Origin of the sequence: Streptomyces sp. NBC_00376 (assembly GCF_036077095.1) — a bacterium.
In the GTDB taxonomy this organism is placed as follows: domain Bacteria; phylum Actinomycetota; class Actinomycetes; order Streptomycetales; family Streptomycetaceae; genus Streptomyces.
On record NZ_CP107960.1, the window covers coordinates 5,109,261 to 5,122,783 of the forward strand.

Annotated in this window: 17 protein-coding genes; 10 read left to right on the forward strand and 7 right to left on the reverse strand. The window is 70.1% G+C overall.

The annotated features are described in order from the left end of the window. Positions 1-120: 120 nt before the first annotated feature. The 4 genes from OG842_RS23145 to OG842_RS23160 all read left to right on the forward strand — a co-directional run bounded on the left by OG842_RS23145 (position 121) and on the right by OG842_RS23160 (position 3,869). Positions 121-1,662 carry a flavin-containing monooxygenase gene (locus OG842_RS23145; protein WP_266732225.1) on the forward strand — a complete coding sequence of 514 codons (1,542 nt, stop codon included), beginning with the start codon at positions 121-123 and terminating at the stop codon, positions 1,660-1,662. Beyond that, positions 1,659-2,654 (forward strand): alpha/beta fold hydrolase, encoded by a 996-nt coding sequence (locus OG842_RS23150; RefSeq protein WP_266732226.1) that lies wholly within the window; start codon positions 1,659-1,661, stop codon positions 2,652-2,654. The genes OG842_RS23145 and OG842_RS23150 overlap by 4 nt, the downstream gene beginning before the upstream one ends. Beyond that, positions 2,651-3,541 (forward strand): SDR family oxidoreductase, encoded by an 891-nt coding sequence (locus OG842_RS23155; RefSeq protein ID WP_266732228.1) that lies wholly within the window; start codon positions 2,651-2,653, stop codon positions 3,539-3,541. The genes OG842_RS23150 and OG842_RS23155 overlap by 4 nt, the downstream gene beginning before the upstream one ends. Before the next feature lie 85 nt (positions 3,542-3,626). Next, on the forward strand, positions 3,627-3,869 hold the full coding sequence (locus OG842_RS23160; RefSeq protein WP_266732230.1) for a hypothetical protein: 243 nt from the start codon (positions 3,627-3,629) through the stop codon (positions 3,867-3,869). 109 nt (positions 3,870-3,978) lie between these two features. Here the strand turns inward: OG842_RS23160 and OG842_RS23165 are convergent, their stop codons facing one another. Continuing rightward, on the reverse strand, positions 3,979-5,022 hold the full coding sequence (locus OG842_RS23165) for a threonine/serine dehydratase (RefSeq protein ID WP_266732232.1): 1,044 nt from the start codon (positions 5,020-5,022) through the stop codon (positions 3,979-3,981). Positions 5,023-5,150: 128 nt separating this feature from the next. Further along, complete coding sequence (locus OG842_RS23170; protein WP_266732234.1) at positions 5,151-5,537, reverse strand: SH3 domain-containing protein; 387 nt, start codon at positions 5,535-5,537, stop codon at positions 5,151-5,153. Between the two features lie 157 nt (positions 5,538-5,694). On the opposite strand from OG842_RS23170, the gene OG842_RS23175 reads away from it, so the two are divergent. Beyond that, positions 5,695-6,030 (forward strand): DUF4333 domain-containing protein, encoded by a 336-nt coding sequence (locus tag OG842_RS23175; protein WP_266732235.1) that lies wholly within the window; start codon positions 5,695-5,697, stop codon positions 6,028-6,030. An 18-nt stretch (positions 6,031-6,048) separates the two neighbouring features. After that, on the forward strand, positions 6,049-6,645 hold the full coding sequence (locus OG842_RS23180; protein ID WP_266732236.1) for a hypothetical protein: 597 nt from the start codon (positions 6,049-6,051) through the stop codon (positions 6,643-6,645). A 23-nt stretch (positions 6,646-6,668) separates the two neighbouring features. Here the strand turns inward: OG842_RS23180 and OG842_RS23185 are convergent, their stop codons facing one another. Next, the gene (locus OG842_RS23185; protein ID WP_266732238.1) at positions 6,669-7,925 is read right to left on the reverse strand and encodes an NAD(P)/FAD-dependent oxidoreductase; all 1,257 of its coding nucleotides are present in this window, start codon (positions 7,923-7,925) and stop codon (positions 6,669-6,671) included. 260 nt (positions 7,926-8,185) lie between these two features. Here OG842_RS23185 and OG842_RS23190 point away from each other — a divergent pair, with 260 nt between their 5' ends. Further along, complete coding sequence (locus OG842_RS23190; protein ID WP_266732239.1) at positions 8,186-8,692, forward strand: nuclear transport factor 2 family protein; 507 nt, start codon at positions 8,186-8,188, stop codon at positions 8,690-8,692. A gap of 136 nt (positions 8,693-8,828) precedes the next feature. Here the strand turns inward: OG842_RS23190 and OG842_RS23195 are convergent, their stop codons facing one another. Continuing rightward, positions 8,829-9,101 (reverse strand): DUF397 domain-containing protein, encoded by a 273-nt coding sequence (locus OG842_RS23195; RefSeq protein ID WP_266732241.1) that lies wholly within the window; start codon positions 9,099-9,101, stop codon positions 8,829-8,831. Further along, positions 9,082-9,933, reverse strand: coding sequence for a helix-turn-helix domain-containing protein (locus tag OG842_RS23200; RefSeq protein WP_266732243.1), 852 nt, complete (start codon positions 9,931-9,933; stop codon positions 9,082-9,084). Before OG842_RS23200 ends, OG842_RS23195 begins: the two co-directional genes overlap by 20 nt. 117 nt (positions 9,934-10,050) lie before the next feature. Between OG842_RS23200 and OG842_RS23205 the strand changes: the two genes are divergently transcribed. Next, entirely contained in the window at positions 10,051-10,272 is a 222-nt protein-coding gene (locus tag OG842_RS23205) for a hypothetical protein (RefSeq protein WP_266732244.1), read from the forward strand. Continuing rightward, on the forward strand, positions 10,269-10,745 hold the full coding sequence (locus OG842_RS23210) for an ATP-binding protein (protein WP_266732246.1): 477 nt from the start codon (positions 10,269-10,271) through the stop codon (positions 10,743-10,745). Before OG842_RS23205 ends, OG842_RS23210 begins: the two co-directional genes overlap by 4 nt. Here the strand turns inward: OG842_RS23210 and OG842_RS23215 are convergent. Further along, positions 10,682-11,584, reverse strand: a complete 903-nt coding sequence (locus OG842_RS23215; RefSeq protein WP_266732248.1) for an RNA polymerase sigma-70 factor — start codon at positions 11,582-11,584, stop codon at positions 10,682-10,684. The genes OG842_RS23210 and OG842_RS23215 overlap by 64 nt on opposite strands. A gap of 41 nt (positions 11,585-11,625) precedes the next feature. Next, positions 11,626-12,783 carry an NAD(P)/FAD-dependent oxidoreductase gene (locus tag OG842_RS23220; protein WP_266732250.1) on the reverse strand — a complete coding sequence of 386 codons (1,158 nt, stop codon included), beginning with the start codon at positions 12,781-12,783 and terminating at the stop codon, positions 11,626-11,628. A gap of 243 nt (positions 12,784-13,026) precedes the next feature. On the opposite strand from OG842_RS23220, the gene OG842_RS23225 reads away from it, so the two are divergent. Beyond that, entirely contained in the window at positions 13,027-13,428 is a 402-nt protein-coding gene (locus OG842_RS23225; RefSeq protein WP_266732251.1) for a hypothetical protein, read from the forward strand. Positions 13,429-13,523: the final 95 nt, after the last annotated feature.

The following is a 13,523-nucleotide window of genomic DNA, read 5'->3' on the forward strand; positions in this document are numbered from 1 at the left end:
TGTACCGTCGGTAACTTTCCCCCGCCGTACCCCTACCCATCGGTACGGAGCTGCTCTACTCTCCCAACAATGCCAGTGATTGCTGGCAGAGTCGTGTGACGTACCGCGGGAGGCGGCAGCATGGCCCAGCACGAGCACGTACGAGTGGCGGTGATCGGATCCGGATTCGGGGGCCTCGGGGCCGCGGTCCGGCTGCGCCGCGAAGGCATCACGGACTTCGTCGTCCTGGAGCGGGCCGATTCCGTCGGCGGCACCTGGCGCGACAACAGCTACCCGGGCTGCGCCTGCGACGTACCGTCCCACCTCTACTCGTTCTCGTTCGCGCCCAACCCCGAGTGGCCGCGCACCTTCTCCGGGCAGGAGCACATCCGCGCCTACCTGGAGCACGTCGCGGACACCTTCGGGCTCCGCCCGCACCTGCGGCTCGGCCATGAAGTGACGGTCATGCGCTGGGACCGCGAGGAGCTGCACTGGGTCATCGAGACGGCGAACGGGGCCGGTTTCACCGCCGATGTCGTGGTCTCCGCGAGCGGTCCGCTCTCCGACCCGAAGACGCCGGACATCCCCGGTCTCGCCGACTTCCCCGGCGAGGTCTTCCACTCGGCCCGCTGGAACCACGACGCCGATCTGACCGGAAAGCGCGTCGCCGTGATCGGCACCGGCGCCTCCGCCATCCAGATCGTGCCCGCGATCCAGCCGAAGGTCGGCAGCCTGACGCTCTTCCAGCGCACCCCGCCCTGGGTCATGCCGCGCATGGACCGGAAGATCAGCGGCGCCGAGCGCTGGCTGCACCGCGCCGTGCCGGTCACCGGCACGGCCCGCCGCGGACTGCTCTGGGGCATACGGGAGTTGCAGGTCAGCGCCTTCACCAAGCACCCGGGCGAGCTGGGCCTGGTCGAGAAGATAGCCAAGGCCAACATGGCGCGGGCCATCAAGGACCCCGCGCTGCGGGCCAAGCTGACCCCCTCGTACCGCATCGGCTGCAAGCGCATCCTGCTCTCCAGCGCCTACTACCCGGCGCTCGCACAGCCCAACGTGGACGTGGTCGCCTCCGGCCTGGCCGAGGTGCGCGGCTCCATGCTCGTCGCCTCCGACGGCACGGAGACCGAGGTCGACGCGATCATCTTCGGCACCGGCTTCCACGTCACCGACATGCCGATCGCCGAGCGCGTGGTGGGTGCGGACGGCATCACGCTCACCGAGTCCTGGAAGGACGGCATGCAGGCGCTGCGCGGCGCCAGCGCCGCCGGCTTCCCCAACTGGATGACGATCATCGGTCCCAACACCGGGCTCGGGAACTCCTCGATGATCCTGATGATCGAGGCCCAGCTGAACTACATGGCCGACTACCTGCGCCAGCTGAACGTGCTGGGCGGGCGCGTCGCGCTCGACGCGCGGCCCTCGGCGGTCGGGTCCTGGAACCGCCGCGTCCAGGAGCGGATGAAGCGCACCGTGTGGAACACCGGCGGCTGCAACAGCTGGTACCTGGACGCCAACGGGCGCAACACCACCGTCTGGCCGGGCACCACCTCCGAGTTCCGCAAGGCGACGCGGCAGGTCGACCTCTCCGAGTACGAGGTCGTACGGATCCCGAAGCAGGCCGTCGCCGCAGTGCAGGCCACCGCCTCGGCGAAGGCCGTCGCCGAGGAGGTCGCGGGATGAGCCGGCTGCTGCGGCGCGACGCCGCCCCGCCGGTCCCCACGCGCGAACTCACCGTGCGCTCCGCCGACGGCGCCCGCATCCACGTCGAGGTGCACGGGAAGGACGGCGCCCCGGCAGTGGTCCTCGCGCACGGCTGGACGTGCAGCACCCGTTTCTGGGACGCGCAGATCAGGGATCTCGCGGGGGACCACCGGGTCGTCGTCTACGACCAGCGCGGCCATGGCGGTTCGCCCGCGGTCGCCCCCGGCGGATGCAGCACCGACGCCCTCGCCGACGACCTCGAAGCGGTACTGGCCGCCACCCTGGAACCGGGGGAGAAGGCCGTGATCGGCGGGCACTCCATGGGCGGCATGACGATCATGGCCGCCGCCCGGCGGGCCGGGCTGCGCGAGCACGCGGCGGCCGTACTGCTGTGCAGCACCGGGAGTTCGCGGCTGCCCGCCGAGTCGACGGTGGTACCGATGCGGGCCGGTTCGGTGCGGACCCGGATGACCCGGGGAATCCTCCTGGCGTCGGCCCCGCTGGGACCGGTCACGCCGATTACCCGGCGGGTGCTCAAGTACGCCACGATGGGAGCGGGGGCGGCACCGGAGCGGGTCGACACCTGCGCCCGGATCGTGCACGCCTGCCCGAGGAAGGCCAGGGCCGCCTGGGGGCGGGTCCTCGCGGACCTCGATCTCGACGCGGGCGTACGGGAGTTGCGGGTGCCCACGGCGGTGATCGCGGGTACGGCGGACCGGCTCACCCCGATCGGGCACGCCCGGTCGATCGCGGCCACGCTCCCCGACGGCCTGGGGCTCACCGAACTGACGGGCCAGGGCCACATGACGCCGGTGGAGGCGCCGGAGGCGGTCACGGCGAAGCTCCGGGAGCTGGTCGCCACGTACCTCCCGGCGGGCACGGACGCGAACGCGAACGCGGGCACGGACGCGGGCACGAAGACGGATTCGAGTGCGGGCACGGGTACGGCCGAGAAGGAGGAGGTCGCATGAGCGGCAGGCGGAGTCTCGAAGGACAGGTCGTCGTCGTCACGGGCGCGGCGCGCGGCGTGGGCGAACTGCTGGCCCGCAAGCTCTCGGCGCGCGGCGCCAAGCTCGCGCTGGTCGGGCTGGAGCCGGACGAGCTGAAGAAGGTCTCCGAGCGGCTGCACTCGGAGAGCGACCACTGGTTCGCGGACGTCACCGACCACGAGGCGATGGCGCGGGTCGCCCAGGAGGTCAAGCAGCGGTTCGGGAAGATCGACGTCGTCGTCGCCAACGCCGGGGTCGCCGCGGGCGGACCGTTCGTCGACTCGGACCCGGATGCCTGGCGCCGGGTCATCGAGGTCAATCTGATCGGCGGCGCGGTGACCGGACGGGCGTTCCTGCCGGTGCTGATGGAGAGCCGCGGCTACTTCCTCCAGATCGCCTCGCTCGCGGCGATGACGCCGGCGCCGATGATGACCGCGTACTGCGCTTCCAAGTCGGGCGTGGAGGCGTTTGCGCACAGCCTGCGGGCCGAGGTCGCCCACCGGGGAGTGAAGGTCGGGGTCGGCTACCTGTCCTGGACCGACACGGACATGGTGCGGGGCGCCGACCAGGACGACGTGATGCGGGAACTGCGCCAGCGGCTGCCCTTCCCGGCGAACCGCACGTACCCGCTGGGCCCCGCCGTCGACCGGATCGTCGCCGGTGTCGAGCGCCGCTCCCCGCATGTCTACGCACAGTGGTGGCTGCGCGGGATGCAGTCGGTGCGGGGCTACCTGCCCTCGCTGATCGGCGTCGTCGGCCAACGGGAGGTTCGTAGGTTCGGCTCGCGGCTGGACAGCGTGAGCAAGGGGCTCGTGGGCGCCGGGGGCGCCGCCGACCAGGACGCGAGGGCGGCTACGCAGCGTAAGTGATCGACATGCGGTGGATGCCGGGTCCTGCGACGCTGAACGAGGTCCTCACGGACCGCCCACCAAGCATCCACTAGGAGTGAACAGCATGGGCATCGCAGACCAGTTCAAGGACAAGGCGCAGGAGCTCGCCGACCAGGCGAAGAAGAAGGCCGGCGAGGGCCGCAACGCGGGCCAGGAGCGGACGCGCACCGAAGGCCAGGAGCGGATCCGCACCGAAGGCCAGGAGCGGATGCAGAACGTGTCCGAGCGGGCCTCGAAGACGTCGCAGCAGGGCCGTGACAAGGCCCGCGGCGCGACGGACGAGCTCCGCGAGCGCCGCGAGCGCTGACCGGCGATCGCGACACCGCGCATTGTCTGTGAGGGGCGCACCCGGATCTCCGGGTGCGCCCCTTCCGCGTCTCGCGCGGCGCGGGCCGGGGCCTTCGGTGGTGCCGGTCTCAGTTCTCGGGAGCCGAACGCACCAGGTCGCCCGGGTCGGTGTTCGCCCCGCACAGCACCACGGCGATCCGCTCGCCGTCGCGCGGCCGGTAGCCGCCGCCCGCCACCGCCCCGTCCGGTGCGGTGAGCGCGGCCAGTGCGGTGGCGGCGGCGTGCTCGACGGCGACGCGGCGGTGGTCCCACAACGCCTGGCGGGCGCGGGCGATCTCGGCGTCCGGCACCAGGACGGAGCGGATGTCGTTCTCGCGGGCGGCGTGGAGGGCCAGGGCGGTGGCCCGCCGGGCACCGAGAGAGTCGACGGCGATCGATTCGACAGGGACGTCGACCGGGCGGCCGGCCTTCAAGGCGGCGTTCAGCGCCCGGCAGTTCTTCGGTTCGACGGCGACCGTGCGGATCTTGTGGTGCCGGGCGGCGGTGGCGACACCGGCGAACAGCCCGCCGCCGCCGACCGAGACCACCACGGTGTCCAGGCCGGGGATCCGGGCGTGGATCTCCTCCAGCAGGGTGCCCGCCCCGGCGGCGATCAGCGGGTGGTCGTAGGCGTGCGCGGCGAGCGCGCCGGACGAGAGGGCGAACTCCTCGCACGCTTCGAGGGCTTCGGCGTACTCCGCGCCGACGATCCGCACGTCCGCTCCGTAGCCGCGCAGCTTGGCGATCTTCACCGCCGGGGCGACGCTCGGCAGGAACACCGTGGCGCGTACGCCCTGCTGCTGGGCGGCCCACGCACAGGCCAGCCCGGCGTTGCCACCGGAAGCGATGGTGACCCCCGCGTCCGGCAGGGTGCCCGCCTCGCGGTGGGCCTGGATGAAGTTCTGCGCGCCGCGCGCCTTGAAGGAGCCGGTGTACTGCATGAACTCCAGGGCGAACCAGACCTCGTAGGGCTGCTCGCCCCGGCTGCCGAGGGGGTGTCCCTCGCGGATGGCTCCCGGCGCCACGGGTGCGACGGTGACCGGGCGGATGCGCCCGGCGGTCCGCTCGGTGGCGGCCTTGACGTCGTCGTACGTGAGGTCGTTGCCGAACAGGTCCGTGTCCCGGTCGTCCATGTCTTCTCACTCCCGTGGTCGCTGAATCAGCCAGCTTATGCAGCAGCCGGCCCGGAAGCGGGTCCGGCCCTGCACGGCGGTGCTTGCTGCCGCCGTGCAGGGGGAGGTCGAGAGGCCCGCGCAGAACCTCAGCAGGCCTTGGTGGAGCCGTATCCGTCGAGGTTCCTGTCGTAGATCCAGCCGCTGTACTCCCGGCCGTCGAAGCGGTTGTACGCCCGGACGTGGCTCCAGGTGTTCCCCGCGCTGTTGACGGTGTAGCAGTGCAGGTAGACATCGAAGTTCCAGTCGGGCCTGCCCACCACGCCACAGCCTTCGTTGGGGCCGGTCCTGACGGGAGCCCCTTCAAGCAGCTCGTAGCGCACGTGATCCACCCCCGCGTCCTTGTTGGACCAGCTGGGATGAGTACAGGTCGCCGCCGTACCGGCGTCCGCGACCGCGCTGGGCGCGACCGCGATCCCCGCCCCCATGAACAGCAGGGACAGGCCAGTCGTCAGGCATCGGCGAATGGATTTCATATCGAATCGAACCCTTCCAGGAGGAACACTTCCCTGACCGGCTGCACGCGGTCGCGCACACGCTCCCACCGAGTCCCGCGTGGCTGAAGGGAGTTGAGGGGAATCTGAGGTGCGGGAGCACTTGTCTCCGCGGTCGCGGAACCGGTAGGAACCATGCGTGACTGATCAAGGGAAGTTCGCGCGCTTTCTCATAGCGCTCTCGGCCGTCATCGTCGCCGGGTGCGCCCTCACCGTGACGATCAAGGTGATGAACGTCGATACCGAGGCGATGTACCCGCCGCGACTGCTGGACCAGGAAGCGGTGGAACGGCAGGCTGCCTTGACCGCGCGGGGGCCGAAAAACGCGTCCAGGGACGGAGTGGAATGTCCGGCGGCCATGGAGGCCAAGGAGGGCAACAAGTTCGACTGCAAGGTTCGGGAGGGCTACAACGACAAGACCGTCACGGTCGAGGTCATCGACGACCAGGGCAGACTCAGCATGACCGCGTCCTGAGCCTCGACACTCACCGCCATGTCGCCCAAGAGTTTCTACGACCTGGCCTTCGAGGTGTCCCCGGGAGCGGCCCGCAAGGACGTTCACTACGTCAGAGGCAGCCTCGACGAGGTCAAGGAGGATCTGGCGGCCGAGCTGTCCGAGAGCTCCAATGTGTACCTGCTGTGCTGGTACGGCTCTGCTGAGCTGGCGCTGCATGTGTACCAGCAGGGCGAACGGGGGCGCTCGATCGACCTCCGTCCGCTCGTCACGGTCTCGGTCGACGGCTATCCGGCCGTCACTTTCCTCGAATCCGGCGAGCCGACCGGCTACGGCGTCGGCGCGGATGACCCGGGCAAGGTGCGGCAAGCGCTTGAGGATGGAATGTTCTCGGGGGAACTCGACGACGCGATCAAGGTCACTGTCGACTGGGATTCCATCGAAGTACCAGGACTCATCGGCGAAGTCGCAACGGACGACGATTACGTGAAGCTCGCCGGAGATCCCGATGGAGTCTCTTTCGAGGACGACGGCTGGGAAGACTCCGAGGAGGACGACCTCGATGAGGACGAGCTGGAGGACGAGCTGATCGAGCGGGGCTATATCCCGTACGGGTTCACCGACTTCGAGGCCTGACCTCCGGCGCGCTCGATCAGCGGTCAGGGATTCGCCCCGCGATGCTTGACGTTGACGACCAGGGCCTTGGTCAGTGCCACGGGGCTCAGGAAACGCAGCGGACCGATCAGGCGGGCTGCGAACAGGTACATGTGCCGGGCGAGCGCTGCGTCGCGCGCCGCCGCCGAGAACATCAGCCGTTCCATGGCCTTGAACGGACGGGACCTGGCGTAGTCGGCGGCCAGCTGCTGGTGGCCGGTCAGCCGGCGCCGGTGTGTGCGTGCGTACGCCGTGAGGGAGGCGTCGAGGTCTGCCTGGAGGCCGGACGCGGTCGGTGCGATCGCCTCCGTCAGCCATTGGGCGGTCTGCAGGGCCCATCCGCATCCCACGCCCCACAGGGGGTCGCTGGTCAGGGCGGCGTCGCCGATGAGCGCGACGCCCGGTGCGGTCGGCCTGCGGGTGTGGAGCGGGTAGTCGACCGTGCCGATGATCTTCGACACTCGCTCGGCGGAGTCGATGGGCGGTGCCTCGGGCAGAGCGCGGACGAATTCGAGGAAGCTGCCCTCCAGGTCCTCCTTGAAGGCCGGCAGCCGCCTCTTGTCCGGGAGCACCGCGAGGACCGTCACTCCGTCGTCGTTCGGGAACGCGTACGCCATGTCGGGTTCGAGGAACCAGGTCTGCCCGATCCCGCCGGGCAGCGGAAGGTTCCGGAAGTGCGCGAGATAGCCGAACCGCCCGTTCTCGTACTGCTTGGTGGGCACCTCGGCGAACTTCGCCACGGCCGAGTCCTTGCCGTCGGCGGCGACCACCAGACGGGCCCGGATCTCGCGCTCGCCCTGCGGTGTCGACGCACGCACGCCCACGGTTCGCCCGGCCTCCCGGACCAGCCCGGTCACGCGGTGGCCGAGCAGCAGATCGACCCCGGGCGTCTCCTCCGCACGGGACCTGATCAACGGGTCGAGGGTGCTGCGCCGGACGTTGTACCCGCGCGGCAGCTCGGGACCCCCCGGCGCGTCCTTCGGCTCGATCCAGCCCCAACGGGTGTACCAGCGGGCGTCGTTGGTGAGTGCCCCCGCCTTCTCAAGAGCGGGTACGAGGCCGAGTTCGTCCAGCACCGGGTAGGCGTTGGCCGTGATGGAGTGGGTGCAGAGCACCTTGTACGCCTCGGGGTCCGAGCGGCGTTCCAGGAGTGCGACGCGGACACCGCGTCGAGCGAGCAGGACGGCCGCGGCGCTGCCGGCGAGGCCGGATCCGCTGATGACGACGTCGTAGTCGGGTCCGGCGCTCTCGGTGTTGGCCATGTGCTGATCGTCCCCTTCGGGGTGCGCCGTTCGTGGGAGTGGAGCAGTGCCACTGCTGTCAGGCACATGGCGAAGTGTAGGGAGTGGGAGAGCCGCTGATCGGGGCGTTTCCGGGATACGCGGGTGTCACCGGCCGGGGAGTGGATCTCGGCGGTCGGGGCCATTACCTGCGAGGTAATGGCACTGATTTGTTAGTGATGGCGAGAATGCTGATCTCGCCGCGTCAGCCGGATGCGGATGTCCGATCGGAGTGAGGAATCGTGTCTCCAGACGCACCCGCAACCACTCGCGCCGTGGTGGAAGAGCTGTTGCGCCGGATCGCGGAGGGCGAACCCGAACGCATCGCTGAGGTGTACGCCGAGCGGGGCGACTGGAAGCTGGACTGGCCAGAGGCTGAGCACGGTCGGGCCGCAACCCCGTGGATCCGCCACCGCCGCACCCGAGCAGATGCCGCCGCCCACTATCGCGAGCTCGCCGAGCACCATGTGCCTGGGCAGGCGGCGACCGAGATCGAGCGCATCCTCATCGACGGCAACGACGCGGTCGTGCTCGGTGAAATCCGTCAGACGGCCCGTTCCACGGGACGCGCGTATCGGGCCCGGTTCGCTCTGCACCTCACTGTCGAGCAGGGTCTTGTCACCCGGCACCATGCCTATGAAGACAGCCTTGCCGTTGCCCAGGCGTTCGACACGGAGAGGCGTGACGAGGAGGGCGTGCCGTTCACTGCGGACAGCGGAACAGGCCGTACGCCCGCCACCACGGCCTGACCGCGAGGCGTTCCACTGCCCTACTGGCAGAGGAACGTGTCGAACACGCGAGTAAGTGTCACGTTCGTTTCGGGGGTGTGCCGGCGGATGGCGAGTGCCCGAATCGGGTTGGGTCGGGAAGGTGACCCCGGCCGGGTCAGGGCGCCTTGACGGCCTCGACGAACGGCGTCCAGGCCGACGCGGGGATGACGAGCACGGGTCCTTCGGGGCGCTTGGAGTCGCGTACGGGGACGAGGTCCTGGTGGCCGTCCGCGACTTCGAGGCAGTCGCCGCCAGAGGAATTGCTGTGGCTGCTCTTGCGCCAGCGGGCGAACTCCTGGGCGACTTCCACGCAGTTGCCACCATCGCCATTGCTGTGGCTGCTCTTGCGCCAGGTGACAGCGCTGAGATCAAGAACGATGCTGGCCATTCCGGTACTCCTCAGCCACCTTCTCGATCAGTTCGAGGGACACCTCTGGCGGCAAGGCGGCGGCCCTGAGCCGATCGTATGCCTTGCGGTAGCGCATGACGATGGACGGATCGTCGATGGTCTGCCCGTGGTACGAGCCCTCGGTGTAGAGCAGCGGTGGCTCGTTGTCGAAGTCCATGAGGAAGAGCGGCAGTTCTGTAAGCGCCCGGGTCGGGCCGTTCCACGGAAGGATTTGCGCAACGACGCGGCGGCGCCGTACCAGGCCGGCGATGTGTTCCAACTGCTCGGCCATTTCCGCGGGCGGGATGATGGAATGGCGGATCAGGGCCTCGTGCAGGATCACCCAATACTCAGGCTTCTTGGGGTTGTCGAAGAGTCGGGCTCGGTGCAGTCGAGCGTCGATCTTGGCTTCGACCTCTTCCGGCGTGTCCAGGGTGTGTGCGGAGCGGATGACGGCATCGGCGTACGACCTGGTCTGGAGTAGCCCCGGGATCAGCGTGCCGGACCACTCGGCGATGGCTCGGGCCCGTGTCTCTGCCTCCACAACGGCAGCGAAGTACGAGGAATGCGCCCCCTGCTTGGCCTTCCGCACGTCACCGCACCGCCGACCGAAGAACCCGTCCGTCCCCAGTACCCGGTCCACGTGCTGGGCCAGATCCTCGGGCATCCGGCGGTGGCCGTGTTCGATCTCGCTCAGGTACGTGATGCCGTAGAAGCTGCCGTCCACCAGCTTCTCCAAGGTCAGGCCCGCCTCTTCCCGCTTGAAGCGGAGTTCCTTGCCGTAGAACTCCGGAACGCCCGCCGAGCCGTCGATCTCCTTGCGTGTGGCCACTGTTGACCGCCTTTCGCGCTGTGCCTTGTGGACCGAGAAGTCCTTTCACGGTAGGGCTCCGTGCGGCAGCGTGTGAGGCGTTCGTCACAGTCAGCAACGAAAGGTGGACTTCCCCCCATGGACGACACGTACGGCCTCACCGGCCACGACATCGGTCCGGACATCGACGCGCTCCGTGCCGCGCTCGCCGCGCACGGCATCACCCTGCCCTCGCTCGGTGTCGAACCGCTGACCTTCGCCGCGAGGGCGACCCGGCCGCCGCTGGTCTCGCTCGGGAACTGCAATGTGGCGACCGCGCGCCGGATGGCCGAGGTGTTGCGTGCGGCGGCCGGGGGATGAGCCCGTTGCCGATCGCGGTGGACCTGCTCGCCGTACCGAAGGCCGTACCGGAGATGCGGCGCACCCTGCGGGAGCGGTGCGGGGGTGTGGACTCGCCCGATCTGCTGCTCTGCGTCAGCGAGTTGCTGACCAATGTGATCGTGCATCTCGGGGAGGGGACACCGGTCACGCTGCGGGTGAGCGGTACGCGTACCGGCAGGGTCAGGGTCGAACTGAGCGATCCCGAGCCGTGCGCCTGGCCCGCGTTACGCACCGCGTCCGTCGGCGACGAGTCGGGGCGGGGGCTGGCGCTCGTGGACGCGTTGGCGCTGCGGTGGGGGATCGAGCGGCGGCCGTACGGGAAGACGGTCTGGTGCGAGCTGCGGGCCCCCGGTCCGTCCCCCGGCGAGGGACGGACCGGTGAAGGGGATCAGCGCAGGGTGAGCGGGGTCTCGGAGTCGACGCGGGTCAGCTTCTCCGGGTTGCGTACGTAGTAGAGGCCGGTGATGTGGGCGTCCTCGATCCGGAAGGCCACGACGCCGTCGATCACGCCGTCCAGGCGCAGCAGGAACGCCGGGTTGCCGTTGGCCAGGGTGGGGCTGATGGTGATCGTGGCGGTCTGCTTGCCGGCGCCGCCGACGAGGTAACGGGCCACCTTGTCGGCGCCGATGATCGGCCGTCGGGCGGCCTGCTTGATGCCGCCGCCGTCGCCGAGGAGGACCACGTCGGGGGCGAGCACGTCCAGCAGGCCCTGGAGGTCCCCGGTCTCCAGGGCGCGCCGGAACGAGTCCACTGCCGCCCTGGACACGCTCGCCGAGACCGCCGCACGGGGGCGGCGGGCGTCGACGTGGCGGCGGGCGCGGTGCGCGATCTGGCGGACGGCCGCCGGGGTCTTCTCGACGGCGGCGGCGATCTCGTCGTAGTCGACGGCGAAGACCTCGCGCAGCACGAAGACGGCGCGCTCCGTCGGCGACAGGGTTTCCAGGACGAGCATCAGGGCCATCGACACGCTCTCGGCGAGTTCGACGTCCTCGGCCACGTCCGGCGCGGTGAGCACCGGTTCGGGAAGCCAGGGGCCGACGTACGCCTCCTTGCGGCGCGACAGTGTGCGCAGCCGGTTGAGGGACTGCCGGGTGGTGATCCGGACCAGGTAGGCGCGCTGGTCCTGCACCTTTTCCAGGTCGACCTCGACCCATCGCAGCCAGGTCTCCTGGAGGACGTCCTCCGCATCGGCCGCCGAACCGAGCATCTCGTAGGCGACGGTGAAGAGCAGGTTGCGATGGGCGACGAAGGCCTCGGTCGCCGGGTCGGTGGTGGCGTGGTCGTCGTTCACTTCTTGCCTCTCTTCGGAGCCCGGCTCGCGGCTCTGAGCTGTCAGGCCGTTTGTTCGGCGGGGGCAGGTGCCTTGGCGCGTTCGGCGCGCGGGCCGCTCTTGCGGGCCTCGTTCCCCAACTGCTTGACGGTGGCCTTGCAGACGATCTCCTTGAGCTTCGCACCGGGGCGGCCACCCAGATACATCGGGTTCGCGCGGTCGTCCATCGAGGCGAACTGGAAGAACCCGGTGCGGCGGCCCAGGCTCATGCACTGGCCGGCGAACCGCACCTTCAGGGGCGCGGGTTGCTCGCCCGCGATCCGGCTGAGCACCGTGCGGGCGGCGCGCGAGCCCAGCTGGCCCGCGGCCTGGCAGCTCATCCGGAACGGCGCGTCGGCCGGTGCCGCCGCGTCCCCGGCCGCGACGATGCGCGGGTCGTCCACGCTGGTCAGGGTCTCATCGGTGAGCAGGCGGCCCACGGCGTCGGTGGTCAGGCCGCTGCGGGCGGCCAGGTCCGGCACGCTGAATCCGGCGGCCCAGACGGTGACCCGGCTGGGGAGTTCGCGGCCGTCGTCGAGCCGTACGGCATCGGCGGTCACGGCGGCCACCCGCGCACCGGGGCCCTCGATCACGGTCACACCGAGCTCGGCGAGGGTCCGGGCGACCGCGCGGCGGCCCCGGGGGTGCAGATACGGGCCGAGCTCCTCGCCGCAGACCAGGGTCACGGCCCGGCCCTCCTCGGCCAGTTCGGCGGCGGTCTCGATGCCGGTCGGGCCCGATCCGACCACGGTCACCGGGGCCGTCGCGGGTGCGGCGTCGACGGCCGGCCGCAGCCGTCGCGCCTCCTCCAGGGTGGCGATCGGGTGGGCGAACTCCGCCGCGCCGGGCACGTCCGGTACGGCGCTGCCGCTGCCCACCGCGTAGATCAGGTAGTCGTAGCCGACCGTGGAGCCGCCCGTGAGTTCCACGCCGCGCCCGGCCGCGTCGATCGTCGCCACGCTGTCGACCACCAGCCGGATGTTCCCGGCCAGGACCTCCGCGTAGTCGACGACGGCGTCATTGCTTCCACCGACCAGTTGGTGGAGGCGGATGCGCTCGACGAAGTCGGGGCGCGGGTTGATGAGCGTGACGGTCAAGTCGGCCTGCTGGGCCAGCCGGTTGGCGGCGGTGACGCCCGCGTAACCTCCGCCGATCACGACCACATCGGTGTTCTTGTTCATGGTTTCTGCCTCTCCGTCCGGTCCGTTGCTCGTTGTCGGCATCAAGACACCGGGAGGTCAGGAGCTGTGACAGGGCGTGAGCCAGATCACTCCGTTCGCCCCCGTGGCGGCCGCTTGACCGGCGTCAGGCGTACGGGTGGTGTGCGACCCGGCTGCCGACACATCACTCTTCGCGTCTGATTGACTGCGCAGGGTCGCGAAGGCTATCGGTGAGCCCTCGGGCTTTTCACAAGGAGAATCCGCATGTTCAAGAGCAGGGGTGCCCGTTCTCTCGCCCTCGGTGCCGTGGGTGTGTCCGTCGTGGCGGCCACCGCCGGGGTGGCCGTCGCCGTGGCCGACAACGTCAGGGCCCCGTACGCACAGGCCGGCGCGACGGTCGAGCCCGACGGCAAGATCCGGTCCTCCAAGGGGGTCGAGGGCGTGAAGCGCCTGGCGGCCGGCGAGTACTGCGTGACGTTCGGCGACAGCGACATCTCCCCGGGGCGGGTTCTCCCCAGCGTCTCGTCGCTCAGCCGCGGCAAGATCGTGTCCTACTCGTGGAGTACCGCCAGCACCTGCGACGCGGCCAAGCAGCAGGCGAGGGTCTGGACCACGGACGCCGAGGGCAAGGCTTCCGACGCCTGGTTCTCCATCGTCATCCACTGACCTCCGCCGACCTTCGACGCCCGTCGGCCTGCTTCAGGCCGGCGGGCGTCTCGTTCATCCGCGACGTAACCGGTGTGCGGCGCCCGTGCCCGTGA

Bases quoted from the DNA above. Each gene is read 5' to 3' on its own strand.
- OG842_RS23145 (WP_266732225.1), top strand. From the start codon at position 121: ATGGCCCAGCACGAGCACGTACGAGTGGCGGTGATCGGATCCGGATTC.
- OG842_RS23150 (WP_266732226.1), top strand. From the start codon at position 1,659: ATGAGCCGGCTGCTGCGGCGCGACGCCGCCCCGCCGGTCCCCACGCGC.
- OG842_RS23155 (WP_266732228.1), top strand. From the start codon at position 2,651: ATGAGCGGCAGGCGGAGTCTCGAAGGACAGGTCGTCGTCGTCACGGGC.
- OG842_RS23160 (WP_266732230.1), top strand. From the start codon at position 3,627: ATGGGCATCGCAGACCAGTTCAAGGACAAGGCGCAGGAGCTCGCCGAC.
- OG842_RS23165 (WP_266732232.1), bottom strand. From the start codon at position 5,022: ATGGACGACCGGGACACGGACCTGTTCGGCAACGACCTCACGTACGAC.
- OG842_RS23170 (WP_266732234.1), bottom strand. From the start codon at position 5,537: ATGAAATCCATTCGCCGATGCCTGACGACTGGCCTGTCCCTGCTGTTC.
- OG842_RS23180 (WP_266732236.1), top strand. From the start codon at position 6,049: ATGTCGCCCAAGAGTTTCTACGACCTGGCCTTCGAGGTGTCCCCGGGA.
- OG842_RS23185 (WP_266732238.1), bottom strand. From the start codon at position 7,925: ATGGCCAACACCGAGAGCGCCGGACCCGACTACGACGTCGTCATCAGC.
- OG842_RS23195 (WP_266732241.1), bottom strand. From the start codon at position 9,101: ATGGCCAGCATCGTTCTTGATCTCAGCGCTGTCACCTGGCGCAAGAGC.
- OG842_RS23205 (WP_266732244.1), top strand. From the start codon at position 10,051: ATGGACGACACGTACGGCCTCACCGGCCACGACATCGGTCCGGACATC.
- OG842_RS23210 (WP_266732246.1), top strand. From the start codon at position 10,269: ATGAGCCCGTTGCCGATCGCGGTGGACCTGCTCGCCGTACCGAAGGCC.
- OG842_RS23220 (WP_266732250.1), bottom strand. From the start codon at position 12,783: ATGAACAAGAACACCGATGTGGTCGTGATCGGCGGAGGTTACGCGGGC.
- OG842_RS23225 (WP_266732251.1), top strand. From the start codon at position 13,027: ATGTTCAAGAGCAGGGGTGCCCGTTCTCTCGCCCTCGGTGCCGTGGGT.